The 14,402-nt window shown below is 71.6% G+C and carries 17 protein-coding genes; 6 read left to right on the top strand and 11 right to left on the bottom strand.

The genetic code is table 11. The annotated features are described in order from the left end of the window. Positions 1-83: 83 nt before the first annotated feature. The 3 genes from bioD to bioB all read right to left on the bottom strand — a co-directional run bounded on the left by bioD (position 84) and on the right by bioB (position 3,499). Positions 84-788 (bottom strand): dethiobiotin synthase, encoded by a 705-nt coding sequence (gene bioD, locus GWI24_RS09100; RefSeq protein WP_210945376.1) that lies wholly within the window; start codon positions 786-788, stop codon positions 84-86. Positions 789-924: 136 nt separating this feature from the next. Then, positions 925-2,241, bottom strand: coding sequence for an adenosylmethionine--8-amino-7-oxononanoate transaminase (locus GWI24_RS09095; RefSeq protein WP_210945375.1), 1,317 nt, complete (start codon positions 2,239-2,241; stop codon positions 925-927). Continuing rightward, entirely contained in the window at positions 2,234-3,499 is a 1,266-nt protein-coding gene (gene bioB, locus GWI24_RS09090; RefSeq protein WP_210945374.1) for a biotin synthase BioB, read from the bottom strand. Before bioB ends, GWI24_RS09095 begins: the two co-directional genes overlap by 8 nt. A gap of 169 nt (positions 3,500-3,668) precedes the next feature. Between bioB and GWI24_RS09085 the strand changes: the two genes are divergently transcribed. Next, positions 3,669-4,874 carry an 8-amino-7-oxononanoate synthase gene (locus GWI24_RS09085; protein ID WP_210945373.1) on the top strand — a complete coding sequence of 402 codons (1,206 nt, stop codon included), beginning with the start codon at positions 3,669-3,671 and terminating at the stop codon, positions 4,872-4,874. Positions 4,875-4,936: 62 nt separating this feature from the next. Here GWI24_RS09085 and GWI24_RS09080 read toward each other — a convergent pair whose 3' ends face one another. Next, positions 4,937-5,164: a DUF397 domain-containing protein gene (locus GWI24_RS09080; RefSeq protein ID WP_372461915.1), complete on the bottom strand. Its 228-nt coding sequence runs from the start codon at positions 5,162-5,164 to the stop codon at positions 4,937-4,939. Between the two features lie 18 nt (positions 5,165-5,182). Next, positions 5,183-6,052: a helix-turn-helix transcriptional regulator gene (locus GWI24_RS09075; RefSeq protein WP_210945372.1), complete on the bottom strand. Its 870-nt coding sequence runs from the start codon at positions 6,050-6,052 to the stop codon at positions 5,183-5,185. A gap of 275 nt (positions 6,053-6,327) precedes the next feature. On the opposite strand from GWI24_RS09075, the gene GWI24_RS09070 reads away from it, so the two are divergent. Then, positions 6,328-6,756 carry an anti-sigma regulatory factor gene (locus tag GWI24_RS09070; RefSeq protein WP_210945371.1) on the top strand — a complete coding sequence of 143 codons (429 nt, stop codon included), beginning with the start codon at positions 6,328-6,330 and terminating at the stop codon, positions 6,754-6,756. 81 nt (positions 6,757-6,837) lie between these two features. Here the strand turns inward: GWI24_RS09070 and GWI24_RS09065 are convergent, their stop codons facing one another. From GWI24_RS09065 to GWI24_RS09045, 5 genes are all read right to left on the bottom strand, one after another. After that, the gene (locus tag GWI24_RS09065; protein ID WP_210945370.1) at positions 6,838-8,043 is read right to left on the bottom strand and encodes a hypothetical protein; all 1,206 of its coding nucleotides are present in this window, start codon (positions 8,041-8,043) and stop codon (positions 6,838-6,840) included. Next, on the bottom strand, positions 8,040-8,312 hold the full coding sequence (locus GWI24_RS09060) for a VOC family protein (protein ID WP_210945369.1): 273 nt from the start codon (positions 8,310-8,312) through the stop codon (positions 8,040-8,042). The genes GWI24_RS09065 and GWI24_RS09060 overlap by 4 nt, the downstream gene beginning before the upstream one ends. Before the next feature lie 88 nt (positions 8,313-8,400). Continuing rightward, positions 8,401-8,874: a C40 family peptidase gene (locus tag GWI24_RS09055; RefSeq protein ID WP_210945368.1), complete on the bottom strand. Its 474-nt coding sequence runs from the start codon at positions 8,872-8,874 to the stop codon at positions 8,401-8,403. Positions 8,875-9,231: 357 nt separating this feature from the next. Next, on the bottom strand, positions 9,232-9,540 hold the full coding sequence (locus GWI24_RS09050) for a hypothetical protein (protein WP_020866582.1): 309 nt from the start codon (positions 9,538-9,540) through the stop codon (positions 9,232-9,234). Positions 9,541-9,545: 5 nt separating this feature from the next. After that, positions 9,546-10,181 carry an ATP-dependent Clp protease proteolytic subunit gene (locus tag GWI24_RS09045; protein WP_210945367.1) on the bottom strand — a complete coding sequence of 212 codons (636 nt, stop codon included), beginning with the start codon at positions 10,179-10,181 and terminating at the stop codon, positions 9,546-9,548. 85 nt (positions 10,182-10,266) lie between these two features. Here GWI24_RS09045 and GWI24_RS09040 point away from each other — a divergent pair, with 85 nt between their 5' ends. Further along, the gene (locus GWI24_RS09040) at positions 10,267-10,569 is read left to right on the top strand and encodes a type II toxin-antitoxin system Phd/YefM family antitoxin (protein ID WP_138916272.1); all 303 of its coding nucleotides are present in this window, start codon (positions 10,267-10,269) and stop codon (positions 10,567-10,569) included. 48 nt (positions 10,570-10,617) lie between these two features. Here the strand turns inward: GWI24_RS09040 and GWI24_RS09035 are convergent, their stop codons facing one another. After that, entirely contained in the window at positions 10,618-11,571 is a 954-nt protein-coding gene (locus GWI24_RS09035) for a M28 family metallopeptidase (protein WP_210945366.1), read from the bottom strand. Positions 11,572-11,936: 365 nt separating this feature from the next. Here GWI24_RS09035 and GWI24_RS09030 point away from each other — a divergent pair, with 365 nt between their 5' ends. The 3 genes from GWI24_RS09030 (at position 11,937) to GWI24_RS09020 (ending at position 14,371) form a co-directional block, all read left to right on the top strand. Continuing rightward, entirely contained in the window at positions 11,937-12,239 is a 303-nt protein-coding gene (locus GWI24_RS09030; RefSeq protein ID WP_210945365.1) for an urease subunit gamma, read from the top strand. 14 nt (positions 12,240-12,253) lie between these two features. After that, complete coding sequence (locus GWI24_RS09025; protein ID WP_191067019.1) at positions 12,254-12,559, top strand: urease subunit beta; 306 nt, start codon at positions 12,254-12,256, stop codon at positions 12,557-12,559. A gap of 87 nt (positions 12,560-12,646) precedes the next feature. Continuing rightward, positions 12,647-14,371 carry an urease subunit alpha gene (locus GWI24_RS09020; RefSeq protein ID WP_210945364.1) on the top strand — a complete coding sequence of 575 codons (1,725 nt, stop codon included), beginning with the start codon at positions 12,647-12,649 and terminating at the stop codon, positions 14,369-14,371. Positions 14,372-14,402: the final 31 nt, after the last annotated feature.

The raw sequence follows: 14,402 nt of genomic DNA, 5'->3' as shown, positions 1-14,402 counted from the left end.
CCAGGTGCGGACGGTTTGTCCCGGCTGTGTCCCAGGGAGGGACGATGACCGGTACCGGGATTCTGCCCAGGCGGGGGGTGTCGCTACGCGGCCAGCCGCGTCGCGTCCCAGGTGCCGCCCAGCCGGGGCGCCAGCCAATCGGGGGCCTGGGCGCGGAATTCGGCGGGCGGCAGGGCGGCGGCGCCCTGGGGGACGGCGCCCAGCAGCGGGACACCGGAGGACTCCGGCAGATCGGCCACATTGCAGCGGGAGGCGAGATCCGCGGCGGCGGGCCAGCTGCCGATGACCACACCGGGGCACTCCAGTCCGCGGGCGCGCAGCGCCTCGGTGGTCAGGGTGGTCGCGTTGAGCGTGCCGAGACCCGCGTGGGCGACGACGAGAACGGGCGCGCCGAGCAGCCGGGCCGCGTCGGCGAGCGTCGCCCCCGTCTCGTCGAACCGCACGAGCAGCCCGCCCGCGCCCTCGACCAGCACCAGATCGTGCTCGGTGGCCAGCTTCTCGGCCGCGTCGGCCACCTCGTGCGGCCGCACCGGAGGCCGTCCGGCACGGCGGGCGGCGGTGGCGGGGGCCAGCGGCTCGGGGTAGCGGGCGAGTTCGAGCAGGGTCACCGCCCCGGCGAGCCGGGACACCTCCGCGGCATCGCCCGGCTCGCCCTCCGCGACACCGGTCTGGGCGGGTTTGAGCATCGCCACCGAGTGGCCGCGCGCGAGCGCCGCGGCGGCGACGGCCGCCGTGCTGACGGTCTTTCCGATCTCCGTGCCCGTACCGGTGACGACCAAGACTGACATCTTCGTTTCCGTTGCCTTTCGCTTTCGTTCGTGCCCTGGGGCGTGCCTCAGGCTGCCCCGGTCTGCCCCCGCGTGCCCCGGCCTGCGGTCGGTCTCTTTTCTCTGGGGAGGGCCGACCGCGAGCGGGGCGGGCGGGTCAGACGGCCGCGGCCGCGGCCGCCCGGACCGCCGCGCAGATCCGGGCCAGATCGTGGTCCCCGGTGATGTACGGCGGCATGGTGTACAGCAGATCGCGGAACGGGCGCAGCCATACGCCCTCGCGCACCGCGGCCCGCGTCGCCGCCGCCATCGCCGCGTCGTCCATCGGACGGTCCAGCTGGACGACGCCGATCGCGCCGAGCACCCGTACGTCCCGGACGCCCGGCATGGCGGCCGCCTCCGCGAGACCGTCCCGCAGCCCGGTCTCGATCCGTTTGACCTCCTGCCGCCAGTCGTAGGAGAGCAGCAGATCGATCGAGGCGCAGGCCACGGCCGTGGCCAGCGGATTGCCCATGAAGGTCGGGCCGTGGGCGAGCACCGGGACCTCGCCGCGCGAGATGCCCTCCGCCACCCGCGGGGTGCACAGCGTGGCGGCGAGGGTCAGATAGCCCCCGGTCAGCGCCTTGCCCAGACACATCACATCGGGGCACACCCCCGCGTGTTCGGCCGCGAAGAGCGCGCCCGATCGGCCGAAGCCCGTGGCGATCTCGTCGAACACCAGCAGCACATCGTGCTCGTCGCACGCCTCGCGCAGCACCCGCAGCAGCGCGGGGGAGTGGAAGCGCATCCCGCCCGCGCCCTGCACCACCGGCTCCACGATCACCGCGGCCAGCTCATGGGCGTGACGGGCCACCAGCTCACGGACGTGGCGCTCGTACGCCGGGTCGGGGTCCGCGTCGAAGCCGGGTGGCGGGGCGTCCGCGAAGATCTGCTCGGGCAGCACACCGGACCACAGCCGGTGCATGCCGCCCTCGGGGTCGCACACCGCCATCGGCTGCCAGGTGTCGCCGTGGTAGCCGCCGCGCCAGGTCAGCAGCCGCCGCTTGGCGGGGCGGCCGAGGGAGCGCCAGTACTGGAGGCACATCTTCACCGCGACCTCGACCGACACCGAGCCGGAGTCGGCGAGGAAGACGTGCTGGAGCGGCTCCGGTGTGATCTCCACCAGCCGGGTGGCCAGCCGGACGGCGGGCTCATGGGTGAGCCCGCCGAACATCACATGGCTCATCCGGTCCAGCTGACCGCGCGCGGCGTCGTTGAGCGCCGGGTGGTTGTAGCCGTGGATGGCGGACCACCACGACGACATCCCGTCCACCAGCTCGCGGACGCCCTCCACCGGCTCGGCCAGCCGCAGCCGGACCCCGGCCGCGGACTCCACGACCAGCGGGTCCTGGCGGCCGGGCATCGGGCCGTACGGATGCCAGACGTGCTGCCGGTCCAGCTCCCGCAGCTCGGCCGGGGTCAGCGGCTCAGGCATTGGGCGGCAGATCCGTGCCCGCGCCGCGGCGGCGCACCGCGACCAGGCCGACGTGGGACTCCTGCGTGCCCGCGGGGGCGGAGACCGTCGCACCGGCCGCCGCCTGGGCGGGTACGGCATCGGCGGGTACGGCGTCGGCGGGTACGGCGTCGGCGGGTACGGCATCGGCGGGCGCCGCGTCACCGCACGGGCCACAGCCGCCGCCCTCCCCGCCGTGGCCGCCGCAGCCGGAACCGGCGGCGGCAGCCGCGTCCGCGCGGTGCGCGGGCAGCGTCGTCGTATCGGTGCCCTCCACCTTGAAGCCCGCGTCGGCGATCATCGCGAGATCGTCCTTGCCCGCCTGGCCCTCGGTGGTCAGATAGTCGCCGAGGAAGATCGAGTTCGCCAGGTTCAGGGCCAGCGGCTGGAGCGTCCGCAGATGGATCTCGCGGCCGCCCGCGAGCCGCACCTCGACGTCCGGGCAGACGAACCGCACCATGGCCAGGATCCGCAGACAGCGCTGCGGGGTGAGGTTCCAGTCCCCGGCCAGCGGGGTGCCCTCGATCGGGATGAGGAAGTTGACCGGCACCGAGTCCGGGTCCAGCTCGCGCAGCGAGAAGACCACGTCGACCAGGTCCTCGTCCGACTCGCCCATGCCCGCGATCAGCCCGGAGCAGGCGGACATCCCCGCCGCCTGGGCCTGCTGCACGGTCGAGACCCGGTCGGCGTAGGTGTGGGTGGTGGTGATGTCGCCGTACGTCGCCTCGGAGGTGTTGAGGTTGTGGTTGTACGCGTTCGCCCCCGCGTCCTTCAGCCGCTCCGCCTGGCCGTCGGACAGCAGCCCCAGACAGGCGCAGATCTCGACGTCCTGGTGCTCCTCCTTGATGGCGGCGATGGTCTGGGAGACCCGGTCCACATCGCGGTCGGTCGGGCCGCGTCCGCTGGCGACCAGGCACACCCGCTTGGCGCCGCCCGCGACCCCGGCGCCCGCCGCGGCGGCCGCCTGCTCGGGCTTGAGCCAGGTGTACTTGAGGATCCCGGACTTCGAGCCCAGCCGCTGCGAGCAGTACGAACAGTCCTCGGGGCACAGCCCCGACTTGAGGTTCACCAGATAGTTGAGCTTCACCCGCCGCCCGAACCAGGCGCGGCGCACCTTGCCCGCCGCGGCCACCACATCGAGCAGCTCGTCATCGGAGGTCGCCAGGACGGCGAGCGCCTCTTCGCGGGTGGGCGTCTCGCGCCGCAGCCCCTTCTCCACCAGCGTGTTCAGCAGGTCCATGGCGACGATCCTTTCCTACCCCACCGTCCGCGGCCAAGGAGAGACCGTACAAGACGCGCTGATCGGGGTGTGTGTATTGCCACACCATGACCGGGCATGGACGAGGCTACGTTCTATCCGGACCCGACAGTCGGTGCCCGAGACGAGGCCACGGAAGGCGAGGCAGCCGATGCCCCACGACCGCGACGACGCGTTCGCATGGATCGACGCACAGCGGGAGCGGCGCGACCGGGCGGGGCTGGTGCGCCGGCTCAGCCCCCGCCCCGCCGACTCCCCGCTGCTCGATCTGGCGAGCAATGACTATCTGGGGCTGGCCCGGCACCCGGAGGTGACGGCCGCCGCGGCCGCGGCGGCGCACCGCTGGGGCGCGGGGTCCACCGGCTCGCGCCTGGTCACCGGCTCCACCGAGCTGCACACCACGCTGGAGCGGGAACTCGCCGAGTTCTGCGGATTCGAGGCGGCCCTGGTGTTCTCCTCCGGCTACGCGGCCAACCTGGCCGCCGTCTCGGCGCTGAGCGGCCGGGACGCCCTGGTCGTCTCCGACGCGGACAACCACGCCTCGCTCATCGACGGCTGCCGGCTCTCCCGCGCCGAGATCGCCGTCGTCCCGCACGCCGACCCGGACGCCGTGCGCAAGGCGCTGGGCGCGGCCGAAGCGGCCGAAGCGGCCGAAGCGGACGCGGGGGAAGCGAAGGCGGGGAAGGCGCGGCGGCGCGCCCTCGTCGTCAGCGACGCGGTCTTCTCCGTCGACGGCGACGCCGCCCCGCTGGCCGCCCTCGCCGGCGCCTCCCGGTCGTACGGCGCGGCGCTGGTGGCGGACGAGGCACACGGCCTGGGGGTGCTCGGCGAGGGCGGGCGCGGCGCGGTGCACGAGGCCGGGCTCGCGGGCGCGCCGGACGTGGTGGTCACGGCCACCCTCTCCAAGTCGCTGGGCAGCCAGGGCGGGGCGGTGCTGGGGCCCGCCCGGGTGATCGAGCATCTGGTGAACTCCGCACGGACGTTCATCTTCGACACCGGACTCACCCCGGCGGCCGTGGGCGCCGCACTGGCGAGCCTGCGGCTGCTGCGCCGGGAGCCGGAGCGCGCCGCCCGCGTCCGTACGGTCGCCATGGGGCTGTACGGGCGGCTGGCCGCCGCCGGGCTGGCCGCGGTGCGGCCGGACGCGTCGGTGGTGTCGGTGCGGGCCCCGTCGCCGGAGAAGGCCGTGCGCTGGGCCGCGGACTGCCGCGCGGCCGGGCTGATGGTGGGGTGCTTCCGTCCGCCGTCCGTCCCGGACGACGTCTCCCGGCTGCGGCTGACCGCGCGCGGGGATCTGACGGAGGAGCAGGTCGAAGAGGCGGTCGACGTGATCGTGAGGACCGCGCCGACCGCCTGATGGCTCCCTGACGGGAGGTGAGCGGATCAGCTCACCGGCGGAAGAGGTACTTCACTGACGGATCAGCTTCCGGTTCCGGCCGAGCGGGAGGTGCCGGAGCCGGGGCCGTCGCCCTTGAGTCCCTCGAGGAAGGAGACCCAGGTCGACGGGGTGAACAGCAGGACGGGTCCCGCCGTGTTCTTCGAATCGCGCACGCCGAGCCGGTCGGGCCCCAGCAGGGCCGTCTCGACGCAGTTGTTCATTCCGACGCTGTAGCTGCTGCGCAGCCAGTCGACGGAGTTGGCGGACATTTTGGACATGGTGCCCCCTCAGGCGCCGCCCCCGATTTTGTTGATGAAGGACAACGATTCCTCAGGTGTCAGGGCGTGTGCGCGCAGTACTTCGAACGCGGCGCTGTACGCCCGGAGGTCTTCTTTCCGCTCCAGATAGAGGCTACTCGTCAAGTGGTCGAGAACTACTACGTCCAGGTCACTAATGTGCGGAAAAGAGAAAATAATGAAAGGACCTGTCATACCAATGGGCATTCCGATAGAGAATGGCAGCACCTGTAGCTGCACTTGAGGCAATACGCAGAGTTCGGCCAGATGGCGCAATTGCGCCGTCATCACTCCGGGCCCGCCCACCTCACGCCGCAGCGCCGCCTCGTCGAGCACCGCGTGCAGCCGCAGCGGCCGCTCGCCGTGCAGCACCGACTGGCGCGCGATCCGCACCTCGACCAGCGAGTCCACCTGCGGCCCCGGCAGATCCGGGAGCGCCGCGAGGGTCACCGCCCGGGCGTAGTCCGGGGTCTGCAGCAGCCCCGGCACCACCGTGGTCTCCAGGGTGTACGCGTCCGAGGCCTCCGCCTCCAGGCTGATGAAATCCCGGTAGGCGGGCGGCAGCAGATCGCGGTACGCGTACCACCAGCCGCGCCGTGACCCCTCCGGATCCGAGGCACCCCCGCGGCACAGCGCCTCCAGCAGGGCGCGCAGCTCCGGGTCGGCGACCTGGTAGACCTCCAGCAGCCGTGCCACATCCGAGGGCTTGGCGCCGCTCCGCCCGGTCTCGATCCGGCTCACCTTCGACTGGTGCCAGCCCAGCTGGTTGGCGACCTCACCGCTGGTGAGCCCGGCCAGATCGCGCTGGCGGCGCAGTTCCGCGCCGAGCTTGCGGCGACGCACCGCCGGGCCGTATCGCATCAGTTCTCCCTCCCGCCTTCCTTTTGGCGCGTCACCCACAGCGCGTGTCGCACCAGTGGCCCAGTGTGCCTTCCAAATCCGGTCTTCCGTAGCAGAGTTCACCGCTTTGAGCGACAGATATATGCATAACTCGATGGATCGTCCCCGCTACGGCGGCCATTGGTGGCAGTCTGACGCGTAGAGCCGTCGGGGCAGCCCACGACTTCACCGGTTTCGCAGTACCACCCTCGAAACGCGTCCGCAGCCGCGCCCCGGCCGGAAAGGGACAGGCCGTCATGGCAGACCATCAGGAAGCATCCGTCACTCTGCCGAGCGCACCGGCGTCGGTTCCCGCGGCACGCGCCTATGTCACGGACGTGCTCGCCGAATGGGGGCTCGGGGCGGGAGCGGAGGCCGCCGACACCGTGCGGCTGATCATCTCCGAGCTCGCCACCAACGCCGTGGAGCACACCGTGGGCCAGTCGCCCACCTTCACCGTGGACCTACGGCTCGACCGCGAGCAGCGGCTGGAGATCGGGGTCACCGACAGCCATCCGAAATGGCCCAGGTGGCTGCCGCTGGCCACCCAGCAGGACAGCGGGCGCGGGATGGTGATCGTCCGCTGTCTGGCCGCGGAGTCGGGCGGCGAGGTGTTCGTCACCCCGACCGCGGACGGCGGCAAGACCGTCTGGATCGCCCTGCCGTGGACCGTCCCGGTCCGCTGAACGGGTGGACCGTCCCGGCCCGCTGGTGGAATGTCCCCGTCCGCTGAGCCCGGCCGGACCGCCCCGATCCGCCCGAACCGCTCACAGCACGCGCTGGGCCTGCCCCTCCGAGCCCCGCGCCTCGGCCAGCTGGCGGATCCGGGTGTAGACCCGCCCGGCGGCCGGACCGATCAGATAGTGCGGCATGTCGCCGCGCTCGATCACCCCGTACCGGCTCGTGCCCATCAGATACGAGGAGTACAGGATCAGCCCACTCGGCCCGCGCATATCGATGGTGAGCGCCGAGAAGCCGGGGAATCCCTCCGTCTGATAGACCCGCAGGCCGTCGGCCTCCGCCCCGTAGCGCTCCTTGAAACGGCCGAACCGCTCCAGCGAATCCTTGATCTTCCGCGTCATGTCCTCCTGGTACTGGCGGGAGAGCGTGGCCGCCGCGTCCGAGGACGGGTCCAGCAGATAGCAGTGGTAGGTGCCGCCCCGGCGCAGCAGCCCGAGGACCGCGTCGCGGAAGCGGGCCGGACGCTCGGTGGTGACCAGCCGGCCGGAGGTGGTGCGCAGCGCCGTACCCATGTCCAGGACCTCCTCGGCCGCCGCGTCCAGCAGCCGCGCCTTCTCCTGGGGGCTCGGCCGCTCCGGATACGCGTGCACCGGGGCGCCGTCCGCCAGCCCCCGGCCCGCCAGCCACGCCTTGGCCGCCCCGTCCGGGCCCCCGTCGCCCGCCATCAGATAGACGTCCTTGCCCTCATGGCTTCCCACATGGGCGAACAGCTCCGCGTACGGCCCCGCGGTGCGGTACACATCCTCCGAGACCGCCAGGCAGTCCGGCGGAGTGGCCTTCTCCAGATGCGCGGCCAGATTGATGTCGGGGGAGTGGATGGTGCCGGTCCGGCCCTCGCCGGTGTGCCGTATCGCCCCCTTGTGCAGCGCCATCCGCACATGCAGCTCGCCGTCCACCCCCGCCTGGGCGAACTCGTCCCGCAGATGGCGCAGATCGAGGGTGAGAAAGGTGCGGGCCGACTCCAGCGCGACATCGCGGGCCACGCTCTCGCGGTCGTCGTGGACCGCGAAGAAGCCCCCGTCGCCACGCCAGCTCCATAAGTCGCCGCGGGCACAGCGGTGCCGGGCCGAGAACTGCTCGATCCGCGCGCGCATCCGCTCGCGCAGCAGATCGAAGGCGTGGGCGGCGCGGTCCCTGGGGTTCGAGCGGACGATCGTCGAATACCCGGAGGTGTCGACGAAGAGCAGATACACCTGGTCGTAGGTCCGGTCCGCCTGGAAGGGCTCGCTCATGCCGGGACCACACCGCGCTCGACGGCGCTGCGCTCCACGCAGAACTCATTGCCCTCGATGTCGGACATCACCACCCACCCCAGCCCGTCCTCCGTGCGCCGGTCGTCCACCACGCGCGCGCCGAGCCCGATCAGCCGCTCCACCTCGGCGTCCCGGGACCCCGACGGCGGCTCCAGGGGGTAGCCGGTCAGCCGGGACCAGAGCCGTGCGAGGGCGTGGGGATCACGGGCGTCGAAGGTGATGTGCCGAACCGGGCTGAGATACGCCATGCGAAGCCTCCGGTGGTCGACGGGGCCGGTCCACAGCGGTGGTCCCGGCCCCGTCAACCTACCCACGGCCACTGACGCCTACGGCGGGTCAGCGCACATGTCCGTACCAGACCTTCTTGGTCCAGATCCGCTCCAGCCGCACCACCTGGCCGGTCTTGGGGGCATGCCAGACGCGGCCGCCGCCCGCGTACACCCCGACGTGGTACACCCCGCTGCCGGAGTGGAAGAACACCAGGTCACCGCCCTTGCGAGAGGCGGCCTTGATGTGGCGGGTCCGGTTGTACTGGGCGGCCGCGGTGCGTGGCAGCCGCTTTCCGGCCCGCTTGTAGGCGTACTGCGTCAGCCCGGAGCAGTCGAAGCGCTTCGGCCCCGCCGCGCCGTACTTGTACGGTGCGCCCTTCTTGGAGGCCGCGATCCGCAGCGCCTTGGCGGCGACGGTCGAGGCCTCGGCCTCCGGTGGACAGCCCGGCGTCGCCACGGTGCCGCCCACGGCGGCGACGGTGAGGGCGGAGACGGCGCTCGCTCGGGAGAACATCCTGGGGATGCGTATGTGCGCAGACATCACACGAAACCCTTCGTGAGCCGACCCCGCCCCGTGCGGTGGCGGGGTCCTGTCGTCTCCAGGGATGGTCACGCAGGCGCGGCGCCGGTTCCGACTCGAGAGGGCGTGATGTGACGGTGGTCACGGCAGGGCCGTTCGGGTGGTGCCGACCATCCCGCCATACGTCCATGACCTGCCCGAACGGCCGTGCTGCGGCGTGATGGGGCGGGCGGTGGAACGGACCCGGGGCGGCCGCGGGGCGCAAGCCGGTCCCGCCCGGAGCGCCGGGATCCCGCTCCGCCATTCGGGCGACGGCCTTGCGCGACGGTGACGGGCCCCGCGCCCCCTCCGACCGTCCCGCGCCCCGGCGAGCCCGCCTCAGGCCCGCAGCGCCGGGGGCAGCGTGACGCGCTCCGCGCGCCGCTCCCCGTCCAGCACCCGCAGCGCCCGGGCCAGGGTCGCGGTGTGCAGCTCGCTCTCCCCGCGCTCATGCATCAGCGTCAGCGCGTCCCGCAGCGCGGTGGCCTTCCCCACCAGTGCCTGGGCGGCCCGCAGACTGCCGTAGGTGTCACGGCCGCGCGCCGGGTTGATCCGGCCCAGCAGATCGACCACCTCCAGATAGCCGTCGATCACGTTCCCCTCCGCGCGGGTGAGCGCGGGCAGCGGGGGCAGCTCCGGTGGCAGCACCGCGCTCACCTCGTCCGCGGCGGCGGGCCCGGCCGCTTACGGCTCTGGGTGACCTCGTCCACCAGCCCGTAGGCCATCGCGCCCTCGGCATCGAAGATCTTGTCGCGGTCGATGTCGGCCCGGATCCGCTCGACGCTCTGGCCGGTGTGCCGCACCAGCATCTCCTCGAGCATCTCCTGGGTGCGCCGCAGCTCATTGGCCTGGATCTCCAGATCCGAGGTCGTGCCCTCGACCGGCTCGCTGAACGCGGCCTGGTGGATGAGGATCCGCGCGCCCGGCAGGGCCAGGCGCCTGCCCGGGGTGCCGGCGGCCAGCAGCACGGCGGCCGCCGAGGCGGCCTGGCCCAGGCAGACCGTCTCGATGTCGCAGGAGACGAAGTGCATGGTGTCGTAGACCGCCGTCATGGCCCCGAACGAGCCGCCGGGCGAGTTGATGTAGAGCGAGATGCCCTGGTCGGGCGCGGCGTGCTCCAAATGGATCAGCTGCGCGATCACATCGTTGGCGGCGGTGTCGTCGATGGGGGTGCCGAGGAAGACGATGCGCTCGGAGAGCAGCTTGGAGTACGGGTCCATGGTGTGCGTCCCCGAGCTGGTGCGCTCGGTGAACTCGGGCAGGACATAGCGCGCGGTCGGTCGTTCCATCGCGTCACCTCTCGGCGTCGTCGTCAGCGGAGTTCGTCGGCTCCGTAAAAAATGTACAGGATGTACATCCAGATATGATGGGAGCATGGCTTACGAGATTCCGGTGACGCAAGCCCGTGCAGAGCTCGCGGAGCTGATCAACCGCGTGGTGTACGGCGGCGAGAGGGTGGTCGTCACGCGCCACGGGAAGCCGCTTGTCGCCCTGGTGTCCGCTGCGGACCTGCGGCGACTCGAGGAGATCGAGACGGGCGGGGAGGAGCAGGTGATCAGCACCGTGTCGTCGATGCGCCCCACCTCGTCCGCTCCGGGCGAACGGCGGCGCTTCGGCATCGCGGCGGAACACCGCGGCCCGGACGCCGGGGATCGGCGTCCGGGCCGCGAGGAGTGACGGACGGGACCGGACCGGCTCAGCGCCGGTCCGGTGTGGGGGCGCTCGTCAGGAGCTGAGCGCCCAGATCGCGTTGGCGATGGCGTCGGTGTTCAGGTCCAGCGCCTTGTCGTCGATGTTCGACGTCTTGTCGCACGCGGAGTGGTAGCACGGGTCGAACGCCTCGCCCGCCTTGCCGCCCCACTGGTCGGCCTGCTCCTGGCTCATGGTGGCCTCGGCGCCGGTGAACAGACCGCCGACCCGCACGCCCGCGTCCTTGAACGGGGCGTGGTCCGAGCGGCCGTCGCCCTCGGTCTCCGGCTCGGTCGTGATGTCCTTCGCCGCGTACCAGTCCTTGAAGACCTTCTCCAGCTCCGGGTCGTCGTCATAGACGAAGTAGCCCGGGTTGGGGGAGCCGAGCATGTCGAAGTTGAGGTAGGAGTCGATCTTCGACTTCTCGTCGGCCGCCAGGCTGTCGACATAGTGCGTCGAGCCGACCATGCCGTCCTCCTCGTCGCCCCACCAGGCGAACCGCAGGTGCTTGGCGGGCTGGAGGTCGGCCTTGGCCACGGCCAGCGCGACCTCGAGGATCGCGGCCGAGCCGGAACCGTTGTCGTTGATGCCGGGGCCGGCCTCGACCGAGTCGAGATGGGAACCGGCCATCACGACCTTGTCGTCGGCGCCGCCCTTCCAGTCGGCGATGAGGTTGTAGCCCTTCTTGCCGCCGGAGGTGAACTCCTGGACGGAGGTCGTGAATCCGGCCTCGTCCAGCTTGCCCTTGATGAAGTCCAGGGACTTCTGGTAGCCGGGCTCGCCATGGGCACGGTTGCCGCCGTTGGCGTCCGCGATGGACTGCAGCTCGCCCAGGTCGGCCTTGACGGCCGCGACGTCCACGTCGGGGGCGGCGGCCTTGGTGTTGACGGTGGCCTCGGCGCCGGAGGCGCCGCTCAGCAGGGCCGCGGCGAGCGCGGCACCGGTTGCCGCCGCGAGGCTTCCGCGGCGAATTGACGCTATTCGCTTCACAGTTGGGCTCCGTTGTGATGTGGGGGGTTGGAGCGGAGCAGGTGAATCATGATGTTGCGGTGATGAGAATCGGGGCTACGCGGTGGGGCCGTCAAGTGCGATAGCCGGACGTACGGGTCCGCCGAGCGGATGTCGGGTGGTGGCCGAGGGGGGTACCGAAACGTGACCGTGGCTCATAAGACCGTCTTGACCAGCATCGATCGGATTGATCAAGGTTGCTCGGTCAATGGCTCAGTTAACGCCGACGAAATGCCGCGGAACTAACCTGCGAAGGCCGGACGCAAGTCGCCCCGTACCGTGCGGAGCGGGTGGTTTCCGCCGGATAAGGGCTTCCGCGGGATGAGGGCGAGAATGAGGTGGAAAGCGTGCGTTTGACCCCGCATGAGCAGGAACGTCTGCTCATCCATGTGGCCGCCGACGTGGCCGAGAAGCGACGGGCCCGGGGCGTGCTCCTCAACCACCCCGAGGCGACGGCGCTGATCACCGCCCATATCCTGGAGGGCGCCCGCGACGGCCGCGGCGTCGCCGAGCTGATGGCCTCCGGCCGCCGGGTGCTCACCCGCGACGAGGTGATGGAGGGCGTACCCGAGATGCTCCAGGACGTGCAGGTCGAGGCCACCTTCCCCGACGGCACCAAGCTGGTCACCGTTCACCAGCCGATAGTCTGACGGGGGGCCTGCGCATGATCCCCGGAGAGATCCTTTACGCCGATGAGCCGGTGCCCCTCAACGAGGGGCGGCCCGTCACCCGACTCACCGTGCTCAACGCCGCCGACCGGCCCGTCCAGGTCGGCTCCCACTACCACTTCGCCGAGGCCAACCCCGGCCTCGACTTCGACCGCGCCGCCGCCCGCGGCAAGCGGCTGAACATCGCCGCGGGTACCGCCGTGCGCTTCGAACCGGGCATCCCCGTCGAGGTCGCCCTGATCCCGATCGCGGGGGAGCGGATCGTGCCGGGGCTGCGCGGGGAGACGGGAGGGCGGTTGTGAGCGTCGCACGCGAGGCCGCCGGGCGGCATATGGGCGACGGGGCGCGCTGTCGCCTCGCGGGCGGAGAAGCGAAGGAAAAGGTACGGCATGACCGCTGAACTCAACCGCGCCGCGTACGCCGATCTCTTCGGCCCCACCACCGGGGACCGCATCCGGCTCGCCGACACCGACCTCTTCATCGAGATCGAGGAGGACCGGGGCGGCGGGCCCGGCCGGGCCGGGGACGAGGCGGTCTTCGGTGGCGGCAAGGTGATCCGCGAATCCATGGGCCAGTCCCGCGCCACCCGCGCCGAGGGCGCCCCCGACACCGTGATCACCGGCGCCGTCGTGCTCGACCACTGGGGCGTCGTCAAGGCGGATATCGGCCTGCGTGACGGCCGTATCACCGGGATCGGCAAGGCCGGGAACCCCGACACCATGGACGGTGTGCACCCCGACCTCGTCATCGGGCCCGAGACCGAGGTCATCGCGGGCAACGGCAGGATTCTCACCGCGGGTGCCATCGACGCCCATGTCCACTTCATCTCGCCGACCCTGGTCGACCAGGCGCTCTGCTCCGGGATCACCACCCTCGTCGGCGGCGGCACCGGACCCGCCGAGGGCACCAAGGCGACCACCATCACCCCCGGCCCCTGGCATCTCGCCCGGATGTTCGAGGCGCTGGAGGGGTATCCGGTCAACATCGGGCTGCTCGGCAAGGGCAACACCGTCTCACGTGAGGCGATGTGGTCCCAACTGCGCGGCGGAGCGCTCGGATTCAAGATCCATGAGGACTGGGGGGCGACCCCCGCCGCCATCGACGCCTGCCTCGGCGTCTGCGAGGAGAGCGGCGCCCAGCTCGCCATTCACACCGACACCCTCAACGAGGCGGGCTTCGTCGGCGACACCCTCGCCGCCATCGCCGGGCGCACCCTCCACGCGTATCACACCGAGGGCGCGGGCGGCGGGCACGCGCCCGACATCATCACCGTGGTCTCCCAGCCGAACGTACTGCCCAGCTCCACCAATCCGACGCGCCCGCACACCGTCAACACCGTCGAGGAGCACCTCGACATGCTGATGGTCTGCCACCACCTCAACCCGGCCGTCCCCGAGGACCTCGCGTTCGCCGAGTCCCGCATCCGGCCCAGCACCATCGCCGCGGAGGATGTGCTGCACGACCTCGGCGCGATCTCGATCATCTCCTCCGACTCCCAGGCCATGGGGCGGATCGGCGAGGTGGTGCTGCGCACCTGGCAGACCGCGCATGTGATGAAGCGACGCCGCGGGGCGTTGGCCGGCGACGGCCGCGCCGACAACCACCGGGCGCGTCGCTATGTCGCCAAATACACCATCAACCCGGCGGTGGCGCAGGGCCTCGACGGGGAGATCGGCTCGGTCGAGACCGGGAAGCTGGCCGATCTGGTGCTGTGGGACCCGGCGTTCTTCGGCGTCAAACCGCACCTGGTCATCAAGGGGGGCCAGATCGCGTACGCGCAGATGGGCGACGCCAACGCCTCCATCCCGACCCCGCAGCCGGTCCTGCCGCGCCCCATGTTCGGCGCGCTCGGTCGCGCGGCGGCCAGGGGCTCGGTCAACTTCGTGACCCAGGCCGCCTTGGACGACGGCCTGGCGGACCGGCTGGACCTCTACAAGCGGTTCGCCCCGATCCGCGGCACGCGGGGGGTGACCAAGGCGGACATGCGGGAGAACGACGCGCTGCCGCGGGTCGAGGTCGACCCCGATACGTTCACCGTGACGATCGACGGCGAGCCCGTCGAACCGGCTCCGGCGACGGAACTTCCCATGGCCCAGCGGTACTTCCTCTTCTGACCGGACCGTCATGCCCACGAACGAGACCCCG

It is taken from the genome of Streptomyces sp. MK37H (assembly GCF_018035285.1).
Classification (GTDB): domain Bacteria; phylum Actinomycetota; class Actinomycetes; order Streptomycetales; family Streptomycetaceae; genus Streptomyces; species Streptomyces endocoffeicus.
This window is presented reverse-complemented; position numbering and strand designations above follow the sequence as displayed.

Excerpts from the sequence above, each read along its gene's own strand:
- bioD (WP_210945376.1), bottom strand. The coding sequence starts at position 788 with ATGTCAGTCTTGGTCGTCACCGGTACGGGCACGGAGATCGGAAAGACC.
- GWI24_RS09095 (WP_210945375.1), bottom strand. The coding sequence starts at position 2,241 with ATGCCTGAGCCGCTGACCCCGGCCGAGCTGCGGGAGCTGGACCGGCAG.
- bioB (WP_210945374.1), bottom strand. The coding sequence starts at position 3,499 with ATGGACCTGCTGAACACGCTGGTGGAGAAGGGGCTGCGGCGCGAGACG.
- GWI24_RS09085 (WP_210945373.1), top strand. The coding sequence starts at position 3,669 with ATGCCCCACGACCGCGACGACGCGTTCGCATGGATCGACGCACAGCGG.
- GWI24_RS09080 (WP_372461915.1), bottom strand. The coding sequence starts at position 5,164 with ATGTCCGCCAACTCCGTCGACTGGCTGCGCAGCAGCTACAGCGTCGGA.
- GWI24_RS09075 (WP_210945372.1), bottom strand. The coding sequence starts at position 6,052 with ATGCGATACGGCCCGGCGGTGCGTCGCCGCAAGCTCGGCGCGGAACTG.
- GWI24_RS09070 (WP_210945371.1), top strand. The coding sequence starts at position 6,328 with ATGGCAGACCATCAGGAAGCATCCGTCACTCTGCCGAGCGCACCGGCG.
- GWI24_RS09065 (WP_210945370.1), bottom strand. The coding sequence starts at position 8,043 with ATGAGCGAGCCCTTCCAGGCGGACCGGACCTACGACCAGGTGTATCTG.
- GWI24_RS09060 (WP_210945369.1), bottom strand. The coding sequence starts at position 8,312 with ATGGCGTATCTCAGCCCGGTTCGGCACATCACCTTCGACGCCCGTGAT.
- GWI24_RS09055 (WP_210945368.1), bottom strand. The coding sequence starts at position 8,874 with ATGTCTGCGCACATACGCATCCCCAGGATGTTCTCCCGAGCGAGCGCC.
- GWI24_RS09045 (WP_210945367.1), bottom strand. The coding sequence starts at position 10,181 with ATGGAACGACCGACCGCGCGCTATGTCCTGCCCGAGTTCACCGAGCGC.
- GWI24_RS09040 (WP_138916272.1), top strand. The coding sequence starts at position 10,267 with ATGGCTTACGAGATTCCGGTGACGCAAGCCCGTGCAGAGCTCGCGGAG.
- GWI24_RS09025 (WP_191067019.1), top strand. The coding sequence starts at position 12,254 with ATGATCCCCGGAGAGATCCTTTACGCCGATGAGCCGGTGCCCCTCAAC.
- GWI24_RS09020 (WP_210945364.1), top strand. The coding sequence starts at position 12,647 with ATGACCGCTGAACTCAACCGCGCCGCGTACGCCGATCTCTTCGGCCCC.